This is a genomic window from Acanthopleuribacter pedis, assembly GCF_017377855.1.
Lineage (GTDB): Bacteria > Acidobacteriota > Holophagae > Acanthopleuribacterales > Acanthopleuribacteraceae > Acanthopleuribacter > Acanthopleuribacter pedis.
This window is the reverse complement of the sequence record NZ_JAFREP010000003.1, coordinates 202,125-225,235: the sequence shown is the minus strand read 5'-3', so window position 1 is coordinate 225,235 and position 23,111 is coordinate 202,125. Positions and strand designations below refer to the sequence as shown.

The following is a 23,111-nucleotide window of genomic DNA, read 5'->3' as shown; positions in this document are numbered from 1 at the left end:
CCAAAAGTGCCCGATAGGTAAATAACAGGGCGCGACAACTTTTCGAATCGGAGGAATACGTCATGGGACGATGGATTTGGGTATTTTTGTTGATGCAATCGGTTTGGGCCGCCACGGATTTGGTGATTCCCTGGGCAACCAACAACGCCGAGTTCCGCTCAACCATTGTGGTCAACAACCTCAACACCCAAACGGTGACGGTTTCGCTTCAGTCGACGCGACCCGACGGCGAAAGTCATCAGGTCACCCTTTCCCTGGAACCTTTGTCCCAGGCGGTATTGGACCCGCGTGACGCCTTTCCAACGCTCGGCGACGGCCCGGGTCAAGCGGTACGCATTCAAAGCGAGCAAGACGGAATTCGCGCCGGTTTTGTGGTGCGCGGTACCGCGAGCGGCTCGGGCGATTCACCGGGGCAAACCAACGCAATCGCGGCCTCGGTCGCTTCACGCATCCTATTGTTCGCTTACACACCGAGCACGGCGGATCAGTTTTCGGCACCCGTGGTGGTTAACGGCAACAGCGAAACGGCGACGGTCACCTTTTACGCCTACCAAAACGGTTCCCGCTTCCAAGCCGACCCGGTAACGGTCGCACCCGGCTTCACGCCCTACACCACCTTGGTACGGGGGCTTTTCCCCAACCTGCAGGGGGACTTGTTCCTGGTAGCCGAAAGTGATTTACCCCTGATCGGCTCGGTTTTTATTTTTAACAGTCAACGCGAACCCGCCATGGCCGCGGCCGAACCGCTGAGCACGGTCCCCAATCCACAAGCCAAAGCCGATTTGGTATTTCGCAACGGTTTGGTGTACGCGGCAACCAACCACCAGGCCGTCGCGGTCTTGGACGGGAAGATCGCCTTTCTCGGAAGCGACGCGGATGTGGCAGGTTGGATCGGCCCCAATACGCGGGTCATCGACCTGGCGGGAAAAATGCTGTTGCCGGGATTTATCGACAACCACAACCACGTGGGTGAAGGCGGCGAGGTGGGTTGTTTTCCCGAACGTGGCATGACCCTCGCGGCACAAGCTCGGGTATTGACCGATTGCGCGGGCACCTTGAACGACGGGCAGTGGGTCATCGGTTACGGCGGCGACTTTTTGCTGGAAGCCGAAGCCATGGAAACCGACCGCTTCCCGCTGGAAGTACTCGACGCCATTTTTCCCAACAACCCCGCCATCATCATGGATTACACCTCCCACGCGATGTTCGTGAACAGCCGCGCGCTTGCCGCGGTTGGTTTTGACGCCAATACGCCCCACCCCGCGGGCGGCATTATCATGAAGGACGAAGAAGGTAACCCCACCGGGATCCTGATGGACAACGCGGGTGATGTGGTCATGGAAGCAGCCGTTAACAGTCTGGCGGGCCGATTCGATCTTTTCTATCAAGGCATTTTGAACGGGCTCGCCATCGCCTCGGAAAACGGCATCACCACCATCGGCGACGGTCGCACCTACTGGCGACGCGGTATGTTCGAGGCCTGGCAATCGGTAGAAAAAAACGGCGATCTTTCCGCGCGGGTCTCGCTGCGACCCTGGATTTATCCCGAACTCAATCGCGACGAACAACGCCCTTTTCTCAGAACGGCTTTCCAAAACGACATCAACCAACTGCTGATTGTGAACCAGGTCAAAATGTACATCGACGGCATCGCCGAGTACGGAACCTGTCGGGTGATCCAACCCTTTGTCAGCACCTATTTTCCGGGATTCCCCAATGGCCTCAATTACATCAACGATGCCGCCATGGTCACCTGGTTGCGTGAATTACAGTCGCTGGGCTACGGCGCCCACATTCATGCCATCGGTGATTTGGGGATCCGCGAGGCGATGAATGCGATAGAAGTCGTGCGCGGTGAAGGGTCGGCGCTGAAATACAACCTAACCCACCTCACCATTATGGACCCGGCCGAGGTGCCCCGATTCGCGGCCTTGAATGTTGATGCCGATATCCAAGTGGCCCACGCCTCCTTCAGCCACCAGGAACGGGCCTCGGGTTTGGATGAGATCCTAGGGGCGCAACGCACGGCGGAAGTCCTGTTTCACCCGGTAAAGGAGCTGTCGGCAGCGGGCGCCAACGTGGTGCTCAGCAGCGATTGGACGGTTAATCCCGTTTCGCCAATGATTGCCATCTCCTACACCGTGGAAGAAGGTTCATTGACCCTGCGCCAAGCAATAAACGCCTACACGATCAACGCCGCCAAGGCACTGGGTTTAGATGGAATCACCGGTTCACTGGAAGTGGGTAAGTCGGCGGACTTCGCCATTATGGGCGCGGATTTAACCCAACTGAGTCCGGCCCAAATTCGCGAAGCCAAGGTTGCGATGACGGTGCTTCAAGGCCGCATTGTTCATCAATAGCTTCAAAAAACCAGACACCACGAAAAGAAGACAACAGATCCAAACCATGTCAAAGAAGTAACTTCACTTTTGATGTTTCAGTTGCTTTGAATGGGTTTAGGGTGGGGCCAACCAACCGCAAATTGCACGGGTATCGGCTTCAGAGCATCGGGCGGGGCTTGCCAAAACGGCATGCCCCGCTCGGCTTTCTCCTCTGCCGGAAGGTGCAGCCCGCGGTTTCCACTGGAGGACCCATGCCCGATTTCGACAGTCCTTGGAAACACCTGAGCGAATCTTTTTTTCCTGAGTTGATCCAGTTCTACCTACCGCCCGCCTTCGACGACATTAACTGGGAGCATAAAATAACATCACTGGACAAAGAGCTCCCGAAACTCGATCCGATGAGCCAAACCGGCGGCCGATATGCCGACAAATTGTTTTCCGTTCAAAGGAAGGACGGAAAAGATAGCTTGGTTTTTATTCACATGGAGTTTCAAAACCAAAAAGACGACGAACTGCCGCTGCGCATGTTCATTTACAACTACCGCATCTTTGATCGTTACCGACGCCCAGTGGTCAGCTTGGCGATTTTGGGTGATCCAAACCATCAGTGGCGCCCCAACCAATTCCACTTCGCGTTGTGGCAATTCTCCTTGTCGATGGCCTTCCCGGTCGTTAAATTAATGGATTACGAGGAGGATTTGCCGGGGCTGCTCGCCCACAAAAATCCCTTTGCGTTGGTCACCGCCGCCCATATCCTCGCCTTGCGAACCAAGGGAAAACCAAAATTGCGCATGCGGCAAAAGCTCGACCTAATCAAACGCCTGTACCTCAACGGCTATAGCCCGCAAAAGGTGGTAGCGTTTTTTCGCTTCATTGATTGGGTCCTGCAACTTCCACCCAATCTCGAACAACAACTCCAACACGATCTTGCTGTTTTTGAAGGAGAGCAAAACATGCCGTACATGATGCGATTCGAACGCTTGGCCCAAGAACGCGGAGAAAAAATCGGAGAAGCGCGTGGTGAAACGCGTGGTGAAGCCCGTGGTGAAGCCCGTGGAAAACGGGAATCGATTGTCGATACCTTGGCTTTGCGCTTTGGTCCGCTACCACCCAACATTGCTCCGGCGCTGGAAAAGGTGCCACCAGAACGGCTGATTGAACTTCTCCGCCTCGCCGTCACGACAACATCCATCGAAACCTTCTCGCGGCACCTAAACGAATGACAGGGTGAAAACAGGCCGGCGGAACAAAGCCGCGGCCGTAAAAAGAAAAAACCCCGTGATCTTTAGATCACGGGGTTAAAAGAAGATATGTTCTGTATAAACTTAGAATGTACTTTCACAATGGGGGGAGATTTTTGCATCTCGATAAGCCATATTTAGCTGATAGGATATGGATTGAAACGGGTGGAACCGGAATCAGCGAAGCCAATCCTCGGGGATTTTAAACTCGCGGAGATCCTGATCTAATAAGTTGATCAGGTAGTTAGACATGGTGGTGTCTTCCAGCGCGCTCTTAATGCGCAATTTAAGGTGTAAATCGTTGGGGATATCGACGTGGATTTTGTGGGCTTTTTTTGAGTTGTGTTTGTATTTCATGGGTTCCGAAAAACTCCCTCGAGGTGGGCCCATTATGCGCAATGGGGCAGAAAGCTGTCAACAGAAAAATACCCCTAAGACGTTTTTAAGTTAACCATAAAAGTATTTTTGTACTTTTGTACATAATTCGCCTCCGCCTCAAGAGGTTCTTTTTATAACACTTACTCCGCTTCCAACCCGAGTGGCTCCTCGATTTTCCCAATGATGAGAAAATGATGAGAAAGTCTAATTGCGGCATTTTCCCCGGAAAAACAAAATTCCCCGCCGGCGATTTCGCATCGTTGGCGGGGAATCCCTGCGTTTTGAGGTCTGAACCGGCGGGTTAACCCCTTCTCAGGCCGGGTTACACCGAGAACTAACTCACGGCGGCCTTAAACGCGAACATGGTTTTGAAATGCTTGCGGTACATCACCGACACAAAAACCAACGCCGCCATCATCGCGCCGGACATGGGCAACTGCGCCGGCTGCAGGAACAGGTGAAGGGCAAAAATGTTGACGATGATCGGCGCCAACATGACCAACGCCAAGGGTACGAACCGGTTCGTCAGCAGCATCAGCCCACCGACGATTTCGACCACCTTCACAAAAGGAAAAAAGTAGCCGGCCGCCGCCATCGCCCCCAAAAAGGCGCCGGCCTCCGGGGTCGGTTTCGGGGTTTCCATAAAACCCAAGAAGTAGTTCAAGCCGCCCATGACGCCCAAGATCAATCCCAAGAAAGCCTGTGCCGCCAAGGTGATATAGGTTTTGGTTTTGTCGTTCATGTGATACCTCCTGCCGCCTTTTCCGGGTCGGTGCGTGTCTCGCCCGCCGCACGGCTGTTTTGTTCTGACAAGACCAAAGATACAGCCGCACCAACTTATAAAAAAGTATTCATTTTTCATCATTATGATAAATTTTGTTTATTATCGGGAGGTCGCATCATGACCCTGGATCAGCTCCTCGTGCTCGACACCATTCTCACCCACGGCAGTTTCCGTGCCGCGGCCGAGGTGCTCAACCGCAGCCAGCCCGCCCTCAGCGTCGCCATTCGCAAGCTCGAAGAAACCTTGGGTTTCTCCTTGTTTGACCGCACGGGTTACCGACCCGTCATCACCCCGGCCGGGCAGGTGTTCCACCAAAAAGCGCAAATGCTGCTCCGCCAAGCGGAGGGTTTAAATGAGCTGGGTCGCCAGTTGGCAGCGGGAAAAGAAAGCGAATTAACCATCACCATCACCGCCATCGCCCCCATGCCGTTAATTCTCTCCATCTTAAAGCGGTTTGAAGACCGCCATCCCGACACCCGTCTCCATATTAACTTCGAGGTGATGAGTGGCAATTACGAACGTTTGATCCAACGTGAAACCGATTTCTCGCTCACGATGTTGGACGGCGCCATGCCCGAGGTATCATTTCTCCCACTCGCCGAGGTCACCATGATTCCGGTTGCGGCACCCGCCCTAGCCCGAGCTGTCACCGACATCGACACCTTGCGTGATTACGTACAGGTCGTGGTGCGAGACTCCGCCTCGGTCAAACCCCGCATTGAGCGCGGCGGCCTCCTGGAAGGGGGACGCCGCTGGTTGGTGGGGAACGTATTCATCAAAAAAGAGATCATCCTTGCCGGTTTGGGATGGGGCAGCTTGCCCGACCACCTGATCCGCGCGGAACTGGCCGCGGGGAAACTACAGCCGCTTCGCCTAACCAACATCCGCCGCGTATCGATTCAGTTGGGTTTGGCACGTCTGGCCGAGCGACCGATGGGGCCGGTGGCCCGTGAGTTATGGGCGCTGTTTCAGGGCGAGTTCTCCAACGCGACCCACATTCACCGGGACCGTTTCGAATAGCCCGAATTAAGCCAACATCCATTGTAGGGCCCGCGCAAAGTGGGCTTTTCCATCGCGTTCGATCACATCGCCGTGGGCCATAACCACGCGCTCAAACGGCCGTGCAAGAACAGGCTGAAGCGAAGCCTTGGCGGCGCCTCGGTCGTTGGTCAGAATACGCCACACACGACTTTGCGCGGGTTTGCGCCAAGCACCCGCGGCACGCAACAGCCAGGGCGTCATCGGGCCGCGTACCTTCGACATGTTAAACATCAGGTCGGTGACAATCAGCGTTTTGGTTGCACGATGCAACAGGATGATTTCATTCATCTTCGCGGCACCGCCCAACGGAAACCATTCAATTTCGTCCGCCCACGGAAGGTTTTTTCCTGGTCGAATTTCGGCCGTCACATCCAGATCCGGCCGTTTTTGTGCCAAACCCGGTGCCGTATACAGTTTGGCCTCTGGATAACGCGCCATCACATCCTTCAGGTACAAATGATGAAAACAATTGGGCGCGATGAGGGTACGAACCGGGCCCAAGGTGTCAATCTCAGCGGCAAGCGCGTCATCAATCCGCACGGGCGAATGCAACAACAGCGCACCGTTTTTGAGACGAATCACGGTCATCCGGCAGGGAAAAATCACCAAACGACCGATTAAGTTTAGGTCAACCTGGGCTTCCCACATGTGTTCGGTAATCTGAACCAACATCTCCAACCTCACTTCGGGGGTCTTTGGTACCCCGTATCATTTCGTCCACCCGGGCCCGGGGCGGCTCGTTTTTCAAGATAGGTTGCTTGTGAAATTTAGTCAAGCATGCTTTACTATTTTTTCAAGGAGGCGGTTTTGACGGAAAAGAGCGGTGAATTCTTAAACGATCTCAACGCGGCCAAGCAGGCCAATGTATTGGAACGTCTGTTCCGCTGTGCCCGCTTGCTCAACGACGAGGGAACCCGCCGTGTCGCGGACTTGGCGGAAACGCCGATCCTACGCGCCGCGCACATGAACCTCATGCCCCACATCGATCTCGCGGGCACAAGATTGACGGTGCTGGCACAACGTCTGGGTGTCACCAAACAAGCGGCGAGCCAGCTGGTGGCCGATTTGGAAAAAATGGGTGTCCTCAAACGGGAGCCCGACCCGGACGACGGCCGCGCCAAACGGGTGGTTTTCACGGAACAGGGCCGCCAAGGGTTGCTCGAAGGTTTGGCGGTCCTTCGGCAGATGGAGGAAGAACTCAGAATGGATATTGGGGATAAGGAAATAGACCGGTTCAACCGAACACTGGGGACCATCCTGGGTTGGATCCAAACCAACTCGGCCAAAAAGGATACCTAAGACGAATCGTGGCCGGGTACCCTCTGGTCGATTTGGCTGGGTTTCCCTCTTTTACATGGACCCACGGTGGTCATGCCGTTGCTTCGACCTTTTTTATCAGGATATCTGGAGAAAATGAGGATGGGCGATGTTGCTTCCCACCCCTTTATAGCTGGGTTACGCCGCGGATGACGGCGTCGCTTCGTTGGTCTTTCTCGATTTGGTGTGTAACACCTTTTCCTTGGCGGATTCGGTGCGTCCAGCCGGCCCCTGAATGGGTGGCGACGGGGCTGAAATCCAAACGTTGGTCGCGGGAATTTGGCGCACCGCGGTGCGCGAACAGACCCGACTCAGGCGAACCCTAAAACGCCCGTTCTTCATCAAAGGCGGTACCCGACCCGCCAAGCAGGTAACCCGCCATCGCCCATCCTCATACCATCCTTTTATCCTGAGAAAAAAAGAATACCAAGCCCTGCATGACCGGGACCCAAAAACACCAAGCACCGCCAATCCGCCCACAAGACGGGTACTCCACCCATCCTAAACAAAAAAACCGGGGCCACACGTCACACGCGGCCCCGGCTCCCAATGAGGGAAAACGAAGGGTTAATCGACGGCTTTAATGTTGACATTGCCGTTGTTGGTTTCAATTTTGATGGTGTGTTCGCCACCGTTGACGCTGCCGGTTCCGCGAATCGTGCGCAACTTTTTACCGCCAAACCACTGCCATTCTTCGCTTTCTTCCTGGTCCATGGCGAAATCGCTGTTGATTTTGTAATCACGCTTGCTGTTTTTGCTGTATTTGAGCGTGATGTCGAAGTTCATGGACAAAGCGCGAGGCACGTAAAGGGTGATTTCGCCACCCATGGAGCTAATGGTGACATCGCGACGACCCACCGAGGGATCACCAACCATTTTGACACCCACGTTGCCACCCATGGTGGTGGCCTTTACCCAACCGTCAATCTCTTGGATGTCGATGTCGCCGCCCATGGTTTTGGCGCTTACGAACTTGCCGGCTTTAACCACTTCAATCTCGCCACCCATGGTGCTCAGTTTGGCACCCAAGGGCGCGTCTTCGACACGAATCTCACCACCCATGGTGGATACCTTCACGACATCTTCAGGGGTACCCACGCTGTTGGCATTCAGGCCGGTACGCACATTGTCGTAAACCACGTTACCACCCATGGTGGAACCGTCAACTTTACCCAATACATCTTTAAAGCGAATATCGCCGCCCATGGTTTTCACTTTGCCGTCAAGCTCGGAGGCTTCAACGCGAATGTCGCCACCCATGGTGGAAATCTGGGTGTGGCCGGTCAACTTTTTGAGGGTGATGTCGCCGCCCATGGTTTTGCCTTTGAATTGCCCCTCGAGGCCGGTCAAATCGATGTCGCCGCCGGAAGTGTAAAATTTAACGTCTTGGAGGGTGGGCACCTTCAGGTGAACTTTGGCTGAACCGTCGCTGTTACCTCGGCAGCGCATCACAATTTTGAGGCCGTCGTTGTCCAAAGCGGTTTCCGTGTCCCAATCCGAGGCATCGCCTCGGTAATTGATGGTCAGCTCGGCACCGTTTTGTTCCCACCCTTCGATGGTGATGCTGCCACCACATTTGTTGTGAATATCCACCTTGAGGCCGGGCGCCAAATCAAAGGTTTCTACTTTGGTTTCTTGCGCAAAGAGCAGGCCCAAGGACAAGCAGCAAATTAGCAGTACATGTTTCATCAATCACTTCCTCACAATCGATTTTATTTTTTAAAGGGTTTCGGCGGGCTAGCCCGCCTACGCGGTTAACCCGGAACAGGCCGCGTCCTGTTCCGGTGGGGCTGGGTGGGTCGGCATTAATGCCGTTCCCAACGGTTGACCCGCATGAGAAGCGGCGTGTCACCCCGTTCGCGCAGGGTTCGTTCAAGGGCCTCGATATCGCCTTTTGCGGGATTGCTACCCATCAGGTAATCGAGCGCGTTCAGACGCATTTGCACGGATTCGTCGTTTTTAAGTACTTCCATCAAAGCTTGACTGACCAGTGGCTCCTCACCAAAAGGCGCCAGTTTGGCCATCGCCTTCAGCCGAACCGACAGTTCACCGTCTTGGCGCATGGCAATCACCAAGGCCTGCTTCACCTCGGGACTCATGGTCGGATCGCTCAGTTGCACGGCGTGCAATCGGTTATTCAGGGATTCTCGATCCATCAGGGCGTTCACCAACATTTCGCGCACCAAGGGATCGTCGGCGGGACGCACCAAAGAAACGTGGGTCGCCATATCAAAAGAGAGGTGAACTTGGTTCCCCGGGGTCGGGGTGATGGCGATGTTGTCATAGACATAAGGTAGGTTTCGTAAATCGGGTTGGGGTTGGGCGAGCGAGGAAACCATCTGACGGGCCGCCCCTTGGCGAAAATCGGTTCCATGCTGGGCGGCATCGCCAACGGGGTTGTACCAAATTGGCGCGGGGCTGTTTTGCCAAAAACGCGAACCAATTAACACACCCAGCAGCATCGCCGCCGCGGCACCCAGCAAAAACACCGGTTGCCGCCAGTGCGCGATCTTGGGTTGAATCACCTTGTCCGGGGAAGAAGCGACCTTGGGCGCTTTGCGAATTTCAGCCAAGACCCCGGCACGCATCCGCGCGAATGCGGCATCGTCCACCTCGTGGGGCGCCTCGGCGTCGATGAGACGCTGATGAACGGCCAAAACATCTTCCGGCCGTTCATCCTCGCGCCACAATTCACGTTCGTCATCAAGGGGTTCGAACAAGGCGTCGAGCGGGCTTTGGTTGGGTTCTTTGTCCATGGATTCCTCCTAGCGCCGGTTAGCCGGCATGCGTCGCCATGCGTTTCAGGCTGCGGTACAACATATTTTTGACAACCGGTTCCGAACATTCGAGCGTGCCCGCGATATCGCGGATCGAACAACCCTCGAAGTATTTGAGCACCACCGCCAAACGGTGTTTGGGGTGGAGCCGCCCAAGAAGCTGACTGATCTGTTCCTGCCGAAGCTGTTGTTCCAGGGCCGATTCACCGTCGGATGCGCCGTGATCAACATGCTGTGATTCATCAAAAAACTCGCCTTCCCGCTTGCGCCGCAACCAATCAATCGATTCGTGGTAGGTCATGCGAATGAGCCACGTCTTAAAGCGGGCCGGGTCGGCGAGCGTATCGAGCTTTTGGTAGGCTTTGAGAAAGACCGATTGGCTAATGTCGAGCCCGTGTTCGTAATCGCCGCTAACGCTGCAGGCGATTTGGTGAACGGTGCGTTGATAGCGGCGCATCAGTTGATCGAATGCATCCAGGGAACCCGAGCGAACCAATTGAACCAACTGTTCGTCCTGAATCTCCAAGTTCGCCTCCTCACTCTCCCTAGACGCGCGGCATCGAAAAAGGAAAGCATTGTGCATCATTTTTTTTAAAAAAAGGGTGATTTTCTTTTTAGCACGTTCCAACCCAGGTGGATACGCCGATACGCTCCGACGGCGAAAAACCATCGCCCCGCAAAACACGCCCGCGCCGTCCACGGGATGCGAAACCATCACAGAATCATCGGGAAAACGCGAAAACAGAGCCGACGGAAAGGGATCAACGAGCGCGGACTCGTTCAACAAATTCATTTTTTTCAATGACTTGTGCAAAGCTTTTCAGTATATTAGAGGATATTCTCGATTAACACATTTCCTACGAAACAGGCTTGATTCCCCATACTCTGCCAAGCCATTGCTATGGGCATCATATGAAGCCGGGATGAACACACCTTTACCCGAAAATTCAAACCCTGCTCCAGCGAAAGAACTCGGCTGAAACAAGGGTTTCCAATCCTTTTCCTTACAGCTTAGGCTCCCCCTCCATTCCAACTCTAGCTTTTACGCCGCGGTCCAACGCGCACCACGCTTGGTTCCCTCGCGAGCCCGAATTTGTGGTGGGTTGGCGTATTGGCCCACGGCGCCGGCTTGCTTCAAAGACGAGGTCGAAATGAAAATTGGTTTCGCATCGGTTTTAATTGGATGCATGTTGGCCCTGGCGGTTCTTCCGCTTGCGGCCCAATCACAAGCAACAACCGGGATTATCGAAGGTCGCGTGGTCGACAAAGACGGTCAGCCCATTCCCAGGGTCGCCGTCGACATGGTGAACAAAGCAACCAACTACACCAAAACGGTAAAAACCGACAAGCAGGGCCGCTTTCGCGGGCTGTTGCTGCCGCTTGGACCTTACCGGATCTTGGCCAACAAAGAAGGGTTCTTCTTTGCGCAACAAGACGGTTTGCAGGTGACCGTTGGTAAAACGGTGTCGGTTGAACTGGTCCTCAAGGAAATTACCGATCAGAAGCTGGTCGATTTGCAAAAGAACTTAGAAAACGCCGGCGAGGAGCAACGGGCCGAAATCATGGAATCCATCACCGTTTCAGTGGAAAATTTCGACCAAGTCGTGGAAACCGCCCGCGTGGAAAGCTCCGTTTCCCTGGGTGAGGAAGAAGTCCAAGGTTTGCCCAACAACGGTCGCAACTTCCTCGATTTCACCTTACTAACCCCGGGCGCAACCATCGCCCAAGGCCCGGACGGCGACGTCATTTCCATCAACGGCCAAAAAGGGATTAACAACAACATCTCGGTAGACGGCGCCGATTTCAACAACCCCTTCTTCGGCGAACAACGCGGCGGCCAGCGCGCGGCCTTCACCTTTAACCTGGACGCGGTTCAAGAAGTGGTGGTCGTCGGCGACGGCGCGCCGGCCGAGTTCGGTCGTTCTTCGGCCGGCTTTGTCAACGTCATCACCAAAAGCGGTACCAACAAAATCAGCGGTTCAACCCACACCTATTACCGCGAGGACAGCTTAAACGCGCGCGCCGAAAACCCCGACGGCACCCGCGCGGACAAATTCCCCTTCGACCAATCCCAGATTGGTTTCACCTTGGGCGGTCCGTTCATCAAAGACAAATTGTTTTATTTTGTCTCCTTTGATTTACAGTCATCCGAATCCACCAAACAAACGGACCCCAACCGCATCGAAGAACGCCTTGTCAATTTCTTCCGTGACCTCGGCTATCCCGACGAAAACGGTTCGATTGATCGCTCCAACGACGCCCACGCCTTCCTGTTTAAGCTCGATTGGAACATCGACTTCAACAACTTGCTGACCCTGCGTTTCACGGATACCTCCTCCGAACAGGTCAACGGTACTTTTGACGTGGATTCCTGGGGTCGCAGCGCCAATGCCATTGAAACAGCCGACAGTTGGTCGATCAGCGGCCAGCTCAACACGGCCATCAGCGACAACATGATCAACGAACTGCGTTTTCAATACGCCCGCGAGGACCGCCCACGGGCGTACAACGGGCCCAACATTGCCGGATCCGACCGCCCCTTACCCGACACCGCCTTTGATTTCGGCCGCAGCTACCGCTTCGGCATGCCGTTTTTCATCCCGGTCGATTATTACGACACGCGCGTGCAAATGAACAACAACCTGTCAATCATCAGCGGCAACCACCTGATCAAAATCGGGGCCGAACTCAACGTAACCGAGGCTTTCCAAACCTTCGTCGGTTTTGCCAACGGCCGCTGGATCTTTAACTCCACCGACGGCTTCCTCAACTATGCGCAAAACCCGAATTACGTGGAATGTTCCGACGGCTCGACTTCCTTCAGCGGCGGCTGCCCGGAAGGCACCTCGATCACCGGGCCGGTTCTGTTTTACCTCCAACAAGCCGGTGTCGGCGGTCTTTCGGTTGAAGAAGCGGGCACCCAAACCATCGATACCACCGAACTGGCCTTTTTCATTCAGGACAAATGGGACATCACCCCAACCCTGAGCGTCAACCTGGGCCTGCGGTGGGAAGCCCAAATGCAACCCGACCCCATCACGCCGACGGATGAGGTGTTTTACCGCGATTTCATCGGCACGACCCGCAACGGCATGGAATTCCCCTCCGACGGCACGATTCCCTCTGATGAATCGATGTGGCAACCCCGCTTCGGTTTAACCTGGGACCCCGGCGGCTTGGGCGAATCGGTGGTGCGCCTTAGCGCGGGCGTCTACTACGCCCGTATTCCGGGCCTGGCCCTGGCCGGCACCCGCTCCACCAACGGCAGCCGCGGTCAATCCATTTTCCGCAGTTCGGAACTGACCCCCATTTTGGGGCCACCACCCGCCTACCCCGACTTGATCCCTACCGACACGCTCGGCGATCCCTTTCGACCCGACGTGACGGTTTACGACAAAAACTTCCGCAACCCGCGTTCGTTCCAGGTAAGCGCCACCTACGAACGGCAAATCCTGCCCAAAACCTCGGTGTACGTTAAAGCCACCACCATTAAAGGCAAAAACCAAACGCGATTCCTGAACCTCAACGATGCCGCCTTGGGCTCTCCATGGTCGACCGGCCTGGGCGCGGACGGCAGCAACGGCATCGGCAACCTCACCGTGGTCGAATCCGGCGGCGAGTCCTATTACGAAAGCTACACGCTTGGGTTTAATCGGCTGTTTAGCGACAAGTTACTGGTGCAAGGTCACTACACCTACGCCAAGGACAAGTCCCACGACGACAACGAACGCGATCCCTTCACCTTCCGCTATGCCACCATTACGGACCTTGAAGCGGAGTGGGGTTACTCGGACCGCGACCAACGTCACCGCGCCTCAACCTGGGCCCTGTGGCAGGCACCCTACGGTTTTAACCTCAACGTTCGTTTTAACTACCGCTCGGCGCAACCCAAGTCGATTACAGCGAACGGTGAAGACATCAACACGCCCCAAGATCGCATCAACCCCGACGGCAGCATCACCCCGCGAAACCTGGGCCGCAAAGACAACCAGTTCCGCACCATCGATGTACGCCTGTCGCGTAACTTTGTGTTCAGTGGTTTCACCTTGGAAGGGGTGGTGGAGATCTTTAACCTGACCAACGCAAAGAACCTGTTGGCACCCCAGGTGACCAACCTGATCTTTAACTTCGACGGCACGGTCCAATCCGGTACCGGCACCCCGCGCCAAGTTCAGCTTGGCATTAAATCGCGCTGGTAAACCCAACCCATGCCCCACCAGAAACGCCGGTGTTTTCCCGAGAAGCGGGGGAACACCGGCGTTTTTCGTGAAGGGAAAACCAAAGGAACCTGTTCGTCCCCCGCCACCTTTTGGTAAAACTGTGTCAGGCCGGCGTGGCAATTGCTCGTAATAGGTTTTGGTACGGTTTGAAACCGACCATTTAACTGAAGCAGAAAGGGGACTTTTGATGAAACGATGGATACTTTTTTTGAGCGCAACCATTCTCGCCGTGAGCTTGCAGGCGGCAACCCCTTGGCGCTACGCCGTTTTCCCAATCGACGCCGTGGGTCCGGCCCAACTCGAGCAGTTAAAACACAACTTGGGCACCGCGCTTTGGGTTGAAGCCGACGACCAACTGTTCGCGGTGCTTCCCGCCGACCACGCCATGACCCGCGCCGAAGGCGTGCGGATCCTCGACCTTCAACCGGAGGATCCCCATCATTTATATATGGTTCAACTCAACCATACCCGCCACTTACCCGCCTTTTCAGGACGTGAACTGCTGCGCGCGGGCCGGATTGCGGTCGTCCATGCCGAGGGCGGCAAACCCAACTTCGATCACAAACACGGCGATCACGACCATCGCCTCGAAGTGCTCCCGCTCCGAAAGAATACCGTGATTGCCTTCCAGGCCGAAAACCGACCCCGTGTTCGCGCCAAAACAGCCAACAAAGATGTGCGTGATTTGGTCGCGCGGATCAACCCGGAACGCTGGCTCGGTGACATACAAACCTTGGCGGCCTGGAGTCGCGGTTCCTTCGACAGCGACATCATCCCCGCCCGCGACTGGCTGATCAGCCAATTCGAAGCACTGAACAATGTGAGCGTCTCCACCCAGCAGTTCACCCTCAACGGCGCCCAACTCGACAATGTGATCGCCACCATCACGGGCAGCGAGCGGCCCGACGAATGGTACATCATCGGCGCCCACTACGACAGCACCAACGGCTTCAGCGGCGGCGACCGTTCGCCAGGCGCCGAGGACAACGCCTCCGGCACCGCCGGCTTGTTGGAACTGGCGCGGATTTTCTCGGAAGCCGACCCCAAAACCAGCCTGGTGTTCATCGCCTATTCCGGCGAAGAACAAGGTCTGCACGGCAGCCGTGCCCATGTGAACCAGTTAATTGCAGACGGCAACCAAACCAAAGTGCGCGGCATGCTGAACATGGACATGATCGGTTACACCGGCGACGAGGATCTCGACGTCTTGCTGGAAACCGCTTCCTTCTCAGCCGACCTGATCGATACCTTCACCACTGCCGCCGAAACGTACACCGACATGCGGGTGGTTTCCACCTTAAATCCCTTCGGCTCCGACCATGTCCCTTACCTGAACGCGGGCCTGCGCGCCCTGCTGGTCATTGAAAACGACTGGAACGAATATCCCCACTACCACCGGCAAACCGATGAGGCGACCCATATCAGCATGGATATGGGCGGCAACATCCTGCGCATGAACACCGCTGTTTTGGCGGAGTGGGCCGGCCTGTCTACCACGGACAACGGTGAATTCTCAGTCGCAAAAACCATGTTGCTCCCTTGGCTTTCGAAAAGCGATCGTTTCGAAAGCACCTTGGTTGTCAACAATACCGCCGACAAAAGCACCCGCGTTCGCTTGACCGCGCGCCGCGCCGACGGCAGCTCGGCCGTGGCCGAACGGGACCTCGGCGCCTCGGGTTTTATCGCTGAAACCACAACCAGCCTGTTCCCCGACTTTCCAAGCGGCGGCGGTTTCACCGTCACCGTGGAGGCCGGTTCCACCGCGGTCGAAAGCCGCTGGGTCACCAACAACATTGCCGATACCGCTTCGGGCGCCTCGCCCTCCCAGGGTGTCGCGGTCACCTTGCCTCAAAACGGCCTTACCGCGGGCCAAGAGATTGGTGATCGTTTGTTGTTCGGCTACCTACCGGTAGCCGGTGGTTCGATTTCAGCACCGGTTATCGTCAACGTGGGTGATCGTCCCATCGACGTCACCCTCACCGTCTACAACGCCGCGGGCACGCTGCTGGCGACGGACATCCAAACCGGTGCCAACCTCAGCCCCCTGCAACCCTTGGCGGTGCTGACGAGTGACCTCGTCTCAGGCCTGGCGGAAGATGTTCAGGTCATCGCGCATTCGCCGGGAAACAGTTTGTGCGGCGTCGTGTTCGTGTTTAACAGCCTGGGCGAACCCGCCATCGGCACGGCCACGGTCCCTGCCGCGGCGGAAACACCCTAAGCCCGATTCAGCCTTTTTGTCTATGACACCGCATGGGAAATTCGCTTTTGGCCCAATCCCCAAAAGCGCCTTCCCCCACCCGGATCGCGCCGCGCCGCCCCTGTTTGGCAAACTATCCATTGCCCCGCCGCGTGCTTCCGATTAGGTTGAGAGAGCCGACAAACACCCAGAGATCACAACCGCTTCAAACCAAGCGGTGCGCGGGCCGACCGGGTCTCATACGGGTGCATGGGTACCACGGGTCGGTCAAACGTCCATCCAGGTAAAACCAGGCCGGTTTTTTTGAAAAAAGTCGGACCGTCTGAATAAAACCACCCGTGGACCTGTTTGTTTCAAGGGATGTTGCGACACACGGCATTCCCTATCCGCATCCCGACAACGTCACAATCCTTTGATGCGGGTACATCATCTGCCCATCACAATTTTTTGGATGAACCGAAAAGGGAGAAACCATGATTCGTTTGATTTGCTTAACCACCCTGCTTTTGGGAAGCTTCGTCGCGGTGATCGCCGACGACCACGACCACAGCGCCGCGCTGAAAAAAGCGGCCGAGGGCGACCACCGCTCCGACGCCCACAAAGCGCGTAACCAACACCGTCATCCCGTGGAAACCCTCAGTTTCTTCGGCATCAAACCCAACATGACGGTGGTTGAAGTGTCCCCCGGCGGCAGCGCCTGGTACTCCGAGATCCTGGCCCCTTTCCTGCGCGAAGAAGGCAAGCTTTACCTGGCCGGTTACGATGTCAACGACAAACGCGAATACGTGGTCAAAAACCGCGAAAAACTGGCCCAGAAATTAGCCGATAACCCCGATGTTTACGACAAAGTCCAAGTCACCGAGTTCAATCCCCCCAAAAAGAAGGGCATCGCACCCGAGGGTAGCGTCGACATGGTTCTGACCTTCCGCAACACCCATGGCTGGATGCGCGGCGGCATCGCCCCCAACGCCTTCGAAATCTTTTACAAAGTACTTAAGCCGGGCGGCGTGCTCGGCGTGGTTCAGCACCGTGCCGACCCCAACATCGAAGCCGAGGCGCGTCCCAGCGGCGGTTATGTCAACCAAGACTACCTGATCAAAATGGCCGAACACGCGGGTTTCATCCTCGTTGCCTCCTCCGAGATCAACGCCAATCCCAAGGACACCAAAGATCACCCCAAGGGTGTTTGGTCACTGCCGCCCACCTATGCCGACGGTGACGAGCACAAAGCTAAATTCGAAAAAATCGGCGAAAGCGACCGCATGACGCTCAAGTTCGTCAAACCCTAAGACATCGCTCTTGCAAAGCACAAAACCCGCGGGCCGCGGCTCGCGGGTTTTTTGTTTCCTACATATTCCTCGCGGTTCCCGCAAGAAAAGAGCGAAACGCGGGCCACGCTAGGGGCTGATGATACCCCTCGAGGCGGGGTCATAGAATTTCACCATCCGCTTAATCCCGATGAGCAAAACCTCACGCCACGCTGCCAAAAGAGCCGCGTCAGCCTCGGCGTCCAAGGAACGAACCGTTTCTAAAAAAGCACTTAACCAAAGTTCGTACAGTTCTTCCTGCACGTCGTGTTCACCGGCGCTGTGAATCTCAGCATTCTGCTGGAAACCCACCGGCTCATGACCACCCAAACCAACTGCCAACATTGCTTGAAGTGAAACTTGCAGCATGCGAACCTGGCGGCTCATGTCGGTATTTTTAAATTTCTCGGCGACCCTGGGATCGCTGTCGATAAACCGTTGGTAAAAATCCACCAAGAATTTCCGCCAACCTTCGCTGGAGTCCCCCGTCAAACGCGACAGACACTCATGTAAATTCTCAGAACCCTTCAAGAGCGACCTCAACCACCTTCATTTCTTCAGAAGACCACCTTATCATCAAACGATGGTTTTTCTGACTCAATTTTAACCATCGAGGATCCGCCTGCTTTTACGTATATTAAATGGAATTTTGTTATCTTTCGAATTTTCAAAACCAGAGAATGTTTCACTGAATCAAGTGCGTTTCCCAATCTTCGTCCCCAAAGAATCTAAAGCACCGCCGCTCCGAGTTGGGAAGGGCCGGCAACTTCATCGGTATCCAGCACCAAGGCCAAGGTGAAGATCGCACCGCGGCCCTCCCCTTCGCTGTCAACCAACACGCGCCCACCCATTTCACGCATGGCGTTGGCGCAACTGTGCAACCCAAAACCGTTGCCGTCAGGTTTGGTTGTGAACCCGTATTGAAATATGGAATTCAAACGGTCATGGGGGATGCCGATCCCGTTGTCCCGGACAGAAACATGGATTTCATGATCGCGGATGAGGGTTTTGATGGTCAGGCGACGGTCGTCAGGCGGCAAATGGGTCATGGCCTCACAGGCGTTTTCCACCAAACACAAAAAGGCGTAGGACAGTTTGGACCGAATCCCCTGCACCGGGGGCAAATCAACAAATTCGCGATGGATATGAACGCGGAACTGTTCTTCCAATCGGGTATCGGCCAGCAAAATATCGTTGATGACCTCGTTGAGATCAAGGGTTTCGCTGTAGGAAACCTCACGGGCATAATCCGATTGCGCCACCAGAGATTTGTGAATGAGGCGCGCCTGTTCGTGGATTTGCCCCAACTCCTCGGCCAAACTGTTTTGTTCTTTTTCCAGCAAACGAACCAAGCGCTGCAAATATTGTTGAAACTTGGGCCAATCTTCTTGTTGCGCCATGATTTTTTCCGGGGTCATCTCCTCGAGATGGGTCAACAAGTGACGGAGTTTTTTAAGGCCGCCGCCCTCGAAATGTTGCATCAGATCGCGACAGGTTTCCACCGAGACATTGAGACTGTTGAGAATATTGCCGATGTTGTGCAACACCCCGGTGGCAATTTCGGCCATCCCGGAGGAATGGGCACCGTCAATCAAACCGCGCTGGGTGCGGCGCAGCCGCGCGGTTCGTTCGCGGACTTTGTCCTCCAAGGTACGGTTGTTTTCCTGAAGGGATTCAATAACCGAACGCAACTGGGCGGTCATGCTGTTAAAGGCCTCGGCAAGGGTGGCCATTTCTTCGCTGCCAACCGGATCGGCACGCCGGTTTAAATCGCCGGCGACCATGGCGGTCGCGGTCTGCTTGAGTTTCCCAATCGGGCGAACCATGACGTTGGCGGCCACGGAGGCCAAGCCCACGCTGGCGGCCAAAATCACCATCGCCACCAACAGCGAGGTTTTGGTGGTTCTGGTCACGACGATAAACGCCGAGTTTTCCGGCGCGGCCACGACCACGCGCCAGCCCAAACGCCGGATCGCATCCAAGTTCACCCGGCTCGTGGTGCTCAAAGGCGCATGGCCGATCACGTAACGCTGACCTTCCTCGTTGCGACCCTGTAACCAACCCGCCGCCAGGTCGGCAACCCTGACCGAAGCATCCTTGTTTAATTTCGGCAACATCCAGGCCCAACCGCCCTCGGCATCCATCACGGCGTCTGCTTGGGATGTGTGGCGCGCAATTTCACGCCCCTGGGCGTCAATCACCGCGGTCAAAAGGGGGCGATCCTGTTGGATCAGCAGAATGGCATCCAACATCGGGCGAAAATAGTATTCGGTCACAATCACGCCCAGTGCCTCATTGGTATTTTGATCCCAAATCGCCATGCCCATGGTCACGGTTTCCTTGGTTTCGGCGGTGTCCCATTCAAAATAGCTGGAGCCGATGCCGCGGTTCCAGGAGCGCCGCCACAAGGGAAGTGACCGGAAGGAATAGCGGTCAGGCCGTCGTCCCTGGGCCGCGACCAAGCTGCCGAAACGATCCGTAACCAGCATATTGTTGTGGGAGTGTTCCATGCGGCGAAAACGGGCCAGCGCCATCATCGCATCGTTGCTGCGAATCTCCATCACCACCGGGTCGGCGGCGGCGGCCTGACGCCAATGCTGGTCCCGCGCGTCAATCAAGGCGGTTACGGCCTGGGGATCCTCGGGGTAACCCGCCACCTTGGCTTTAAGCGCGGAAAGGATGGCCGGATCTTGCGACAAAGTTTGCAGTTGGTTGAGTTGTTCCTCCAAATCATCGGCGATCCGTTCCGCCAAGATGGTGGCCCAGTTGCGGTTGTGCTCCCCTGCCAGATGGCCGTGCGCCTCGCGAATACGCGAGGCAAGCACCGCCGTGGTCAGCAGAATCGCCAGTGCGGCAACCCCGGTGGTGATCAAAGCCTGTTGGGATGCGATATTAATGCGGGTAAAAAAAGGTGAAGCAACACGAACTCGGAAAAACCAGGCGGCCCAGCCCAAAACTAAAATTTGCCCGCAAAAGACACCCACCACCATCCAGATCGGCACGGCGAGCACGTCAAACACGGCGGGCCGCGCCATCGGCGCGTACAGGTCGAAACCCAAGGCCCCCGCCATGGATAACAGCGAGACCACCAGGGCTATGGGAATGTATCGCAAGCGCCCGGAAATGCACACACTGAGCGGCACCATCAGCAGAACCAAAGGCGCTAAGCTGACAAAGTCGGCGAGGAGCAACGGCAAACCCATCGCCATGGTCATCATGCCCCCAACCAGAATCCAGGTCGCGGTGCGGGTTGATTGGCGGCGCGCGGCCACCACCTGAGCGATCACCAAGGTGGCCGTGGGTACCAAAAGCAACGCGGTCGCCCAAGCAAATAAGGGATCTTTTTGTTTGAGAAACGCCGGGATCAGCAAGGCAAAGAGGGCAACCAGCGTCAGCGCGGCCGAGGCGGTCACCAGCGAGAAGGGCGATTGACGTTTCACGATAAAACCCCCCGGGCGAAGCATACATCGCCGCCCCCCGGATATGCACCGCCGGCGAACCCATCGCGCGGGGGGCTCGGAAGCAGGGAAAGGGGAGAAAAGGACGGAAACATCAAGGCGACCTCACGGGGTATTTGCTTGAGTGGGTGAGCAGAACCTAGAGGCAACAAGACAGAAAAACGATAAAACAAGGATAAACAAACGAGATTATTCATTAATTTACCGCATATTCAAAAAACAAGCACGCGGCTAAATAAAAACCGTTGCACGTTTTTTCGAACGGTTCGTGCTCCTCGCCGGTTGGATTCAGTAACTCGGGGATTCGGTGAGGGCGGGGTTTTTGATGACCGCCTCCCGTGCCATGGCCAACTTGGTGCGACACGCGCTGCTGATTCGGCTTTCCCATTCGTGAAAAGGCGCCAAATCGACACCGCCGGATTGGAGGTCGGCGGTCCGAATCCCGCTTTCCAATTTGCCGTTGATGAGGTCTAAAATCAAACGCCGCACGGCGGTATCGATGCCCTTGGATGCGCTCGTCAAAAGGATGGCGCGCGCCTCGGGAAGGGTGTAGTACTGATCCCCGTCCACGCCGATCCCCTTAACCCCTTGTTCCGCAGCCACCAATAAGGCCCCGTTCCCGGAATTTCCGCCGACCCCAAACACGACATCGGCGCCCATGGACAAAAATTCCTGGGTTTTGACTTTTCCCAAGTCGGGATCGTTAAAACTGGGCAAATAGACGTTGAGAAACTGGATCTCGGGGTTGGCCCAACGGGCCCCGGCTTGGTAACCACTGACAAACCGCACCACGGGCAAGATTTCGGGCCCCGCCACGGAAGCAATCATCCCGGACTCCGACATACAGGCAGCCAGCACCCCGGCCAGGTAACCCACCTGATCCTCGGCGAACTGGAGACTGGTCACGTTGGCCAAACCGCCCTCGCGGGTGTAACAATCTTCCACTTCTTCCGGGCAACCAAATCCTGGACGGAAAGCCGCATCAATGATGGCGAAACGTTGGTCGGGATGACGGCGCGCGGCGCGCGCGGTGGCAAATCCCATGCGGAAACCGACGGTCACCACCAGGTCGGGATTGCGCGCCACCAAACTCTCGATTTGTTGTTCGTAATCCTGTTCACCGGCGGAACTGGTGTAATCCAATTTAATGCGACCGTCCTTGGCGATGGCGGAAGCACCTTTAAGCACATGGGAATTAAAGGTTTTGTCATCTTCCAAACCCGTATCCATCAAAATGAGGACGAAAGGCACCTGGGCTGGTTCCGGGGTGGCGGTGGGCGGTGTCTGACACTGCCAAAGCGGCCAAAGCATCAGAGCAATCAGCAACCGGCGACCGTTTGTGATCATGGAAACCTCAACCACCTAACAGGACATGATATTTGGACAAGCATAACGAACTGATCGGCATCAGGCCTGCAAAACCTAAGGTTTCGAGCAGGGTTTCACAAAAAGCCGACAAAGCCCGAAAACACACAAAAACCAAGCGATCACAAACAAAACAATCGACCACAAAAAAAGCCCTCCCAAACTCTAACGCAAAAGTGATCGCTCCCGAACCAGCACAAACAACTAACCTTTTATTACCAGCAAATTAACTAAAAAGACCCCCCGCAACACCATGCAATTCCCATGGAGCCTAAAAATTTAATTAGCCGAAAAGAACAATCCCGGCGTAAACGGTATGAAAAATCCTCACAAAGCGTAACAATTATTAAGTTACACCCACCCGAAATCTGTTATCTTGCCCGCGTAGTGACGGTCGTGGTCTAAACCGTGCCGGACGCCGAAAACCATCGGCAACAAAGGGATGATTTCCCATTTGCATGAACCTTAGCCCGCGAGTCGTTTTCTAGACGCTGTTCGTGCGTCAAATTAACATTTCGAAACGCGGGGTCCTCCGTTAGAATTAGGGCCTCGTTCCCAACGGGAACGGCCACGGGTCGTCGGCAACGGCGGCACATCTAACGGGAACAGCCATGTCGGCACAACGGACGGCGGGTCGTGGGTTCGGTGAAGAACGAGGACCGCTCAACTTTGTTCACACCTTCC

At 55.7% G+C, this 23,111-nt stretch carries 17 protein-coding genes; 8 read left to right on the top strand and 9 right to left on the bottom strand.

All coding sequences use genetic code 11. The features are described 5' to 3' along the window. Nucleotides 1-62 precede the first annotated feature (62 nt). Together J3U88_RS04325 and J3U88_RS04320 are read left to right on the top strand one after the other, a co-directional pair. Nucleotides 63-2,360 carry an amidohydrolase gene (locus J3U88_RS04325; protein WP_207857056.1) on the top strand — a complete coding sequence of 766 codons (2,298 nt, stop codon included), beginning with the start codon at nucleotides 63-65 and terminating at the stop codon, nucleotides 2,358-2,360. A 233-nt stretch (nucleotides 2,361-2,593) separates the two neighbouring features. Next, on the top strand, nucleotides 2,594-3,565 hold the full coding sequence (locus tag J3U88_RS04320; protein ID WP_207857054.1) for an RpnC/YadD family protein: 972 nt from the start codon (nucleotides 2,594-2,596) through the stop codon (nucleotides 3,563-3,565). 195 nt (nucleotides 3,566-3,760) lie between these two features. On the opposite strand, the gene J3U88_RS04315 is transcribed toward J3U88_RS04320, so the two are convergent. Both J3U88_RS04315 and J3U88_RS04310 read right to left on the bottom strand, forming a co-directional pair. After that, nucleotides 3,761-3,940, bottom strand: a complete 180-nt coding sequence (locus J3U88_RS04315; RefSeq protein WP_207857052.1) for a hypothetical protein — start codon at nucleotides 3,938-3,940, stop codon at nucleotides 3,761-3,763. Nucleotides 3,941-4,295: 355 nt separating this feature from the next. Next, nucleotides 4,296-4,703, bottom strand: a complete 408-nt coding sequence (locus J3U88_RS04310; RefSeq protein WP_207857050.1) for a hypothetical protein — start codon at nucleotides 4,701-4,703, stop codon at nucleotides 4,296-4,298. A 159-nt stretch (nucleotides 4,704-4,862) separates the two neighbouring features. Between J3U88_RS04310 and J3U88_RS04305 the strand changes: the two genes are divergently transcribed. Then, nucleotides 4,863-5,765, top strand: a complete 903-nt coding sequence (locus J3U88_RS04305) for a LysR family transcriptional regulator (protein ID WP_207857049.1) — start codon at nucleotides 4,863-4,865, stop codon at nucleotides 5,763-5,765. A gap of 6 nt (nucleotides 5,766-5,771) precedes the next feature. Here the strand turns inward: J3U88_RS04305 and J3U88_RS04300 are convergent, their stop codons facing one another. Then, complete coding sequence (locus J3U88_RS04300) at nucleotides 5,772-6,458, bottom strand: DUF4336 domain-containing protein (protein ID WP_207857048.1); 687 nt, start codon at nucleotides 6,456-6,458, stop codon at nucleotides 5,772-5,774. A 135-nt stretch (nucleotides 6,459-6,593) separates the two neighbouring features. Between J3U88_RS04300 and J3U88_RS04295 the strand changes: the two genes are divergently transcribed. Beyond that, nucleotides 6,594-7,085, top strand: a complete 492-nt coding sequence (locus J3U88_RS04295; RefSeq protein ID WP_207857047.1) for a MarR family winged helix-turn-helix transcriptional regulator — start codon at nucleotides 6,594-6,596, stop codon at nucleotides 7,083-7,085. A gap of 585 nt (nucleotides 7,086-7,670) precedes the next feature. Here the strand turns inward: J3U88_RS04295 and J3U88_RS04290 are convergent. The 3 genes from J3U88_RS04290 to J3U88_RS04280 all read right to left on the bottom strand — a co-directional run bounded on the left by J3U88_RS04290 (nucleotide 7,671) and on the right by J3U88_RS04280 (nucleotide 10,406). After that, complete coding sequence (locus tag J3U88_RS04290) at nucleotides 7,671-8,792, bottom strand: DUF4097 family beta strand repeat-containing protein (protein ID WP_207857046.1); 1,122 nt, start codon at nucleotides 8,790-8,792, stop codon at nucleotides 7,671-7,673. Between the two features lie 116 nt (nucleotides 8,793-8,908). Next, a complete protein-coding gene (locus J3U88_RS04285) occupies nucleotides 8,909-9,859 on the bottom strand; it encodes a hypothetical protein (protein WP_207857044.1) in 951 nt (316 codons plus the stop codon). Between the two features lie 19 nt (nucleotides 9,860-9,878). Continuing rightward, nucleotides 9,879-10,406: an RNA polymerase sigma factor gene (locus tag J3U88_RS04280; RefSeq protein WP_207857042.1), complete on the bottom strand. Its 528-nt coding sequence runs from the start codon at nucleotides 10,404-10,406 to the stop codon at nucleotides 9,879-9,881. 625 nt (nucleotides 10,407-11,031) lie between these two features. Between J3U88_RS04280 and J3U88_RS04275 the strand changes: the two genes are divergently transcribed. The 3 genes from J3U88_RS04275 (at nucleotide 11,032) to J3U88_RS04265 (ending at nucleotide 17,586) form a co-directional block, all read left to right on the top strand. Continuing rightward, nucleotides 11,032-14,079 (top strand): TonB-dependent receptor, encoded by a 3,048-nt coding sequence (locus J3U88_RS04275; RefSeq protein WP_207857041.1) that lies wholly within the window; start codon nucleotides 11,032-11,034, stop codon nucleotides 14,077-14,079. Nucleotides 14,080-14,308: 229 nt separating this feature from the next. Then, a complete protein-coding gene (locus J3U88_RS04270) occupies nucleotides 14,309-16,318 on the top strand; it encodes a M28 family metallopeptidase (protein ID WP_207857039.1) in 2,010 nt (669 codons plus the stop codon). A gap of 452 nt (nucleotides 16,319-16,770) precedes the next feature. After that, nucleotides 16,771-17,586: a class I SAM-dependent methyltransferase gene (locus J3U88_RS04265; protein ID WP_207857038.1), complete on the top strand. Its 816-nt coding sequence runs from the start codon at nucleotides 16,771-16,773 to the stop codon at nucleotides 17,584-17,586. Nucleotides 17,587-17,694: 108 nt separating this feature from the next. Here J3U88_RS04265 and J3U88_RS04260 read toward each other — a convergent pair whose 3' ends face one another. From J3U88_RS04260 to J3U88_RS04250, 3 genes are all read right to left on the bottom strand, one after another. Next, nucleotides 17,695-18,060, bottom strand: a complete 366-nt coding sequence (locus tag J3U88_RS04260) for a globin family protein (RefSeq protein WP_207857037.1) — start codon at nucleotides 18,058-18,060, stop codon at nucleotides 17,695-17,697. 272 nt (nucleotides 18,061-18,332) lie between these two features. Next, nucleotides 18,333-21,044: an ATP-binding protein gene (locus tag J3U88_RS34935; RefSeq protein ID WP_207857036.1), complete on the bottom strand. Its 2,712-nt coding sequence runs from the start codon at nucleotides 21,042-21,044 to the stop codon at nucleotides 18,333-18,335. A 306-nt stretch (nucleotides 21,045-21,350) separates the two neighbouring features. Continuing rightward, a complete protein-coding gene (locus J3U88_RS04250; protein ID WP_207857035.1) occupies nucleotides 21,351-22,409 on the bottom strand; it encodes a BMP family ABC transporter substrate-binding protein in 1,059 nt (352 codons plus the stop codon). A 32-nt stretch (nucleotides 22,410-22,441) separates the two neighbouring features. On the opposite strand from J3U88_RS04250, the gene J3U88_RS04245 reads away from it, so the two are divergent. Next, nucleotides 22,442-22,657: a hypothetical protein gene (locus J3U88_RS04245; protein ID WP_207857034.1), complete on the top strand. Its 216-nt coding sequence runs from the start codon at nucleotides 22,442-22,444 to the stop codon at nucleotides 22,655-22,657. The last annotated feature ends 454 nt before the right edge of the window (nucleotides 22,658-23,111 follow it).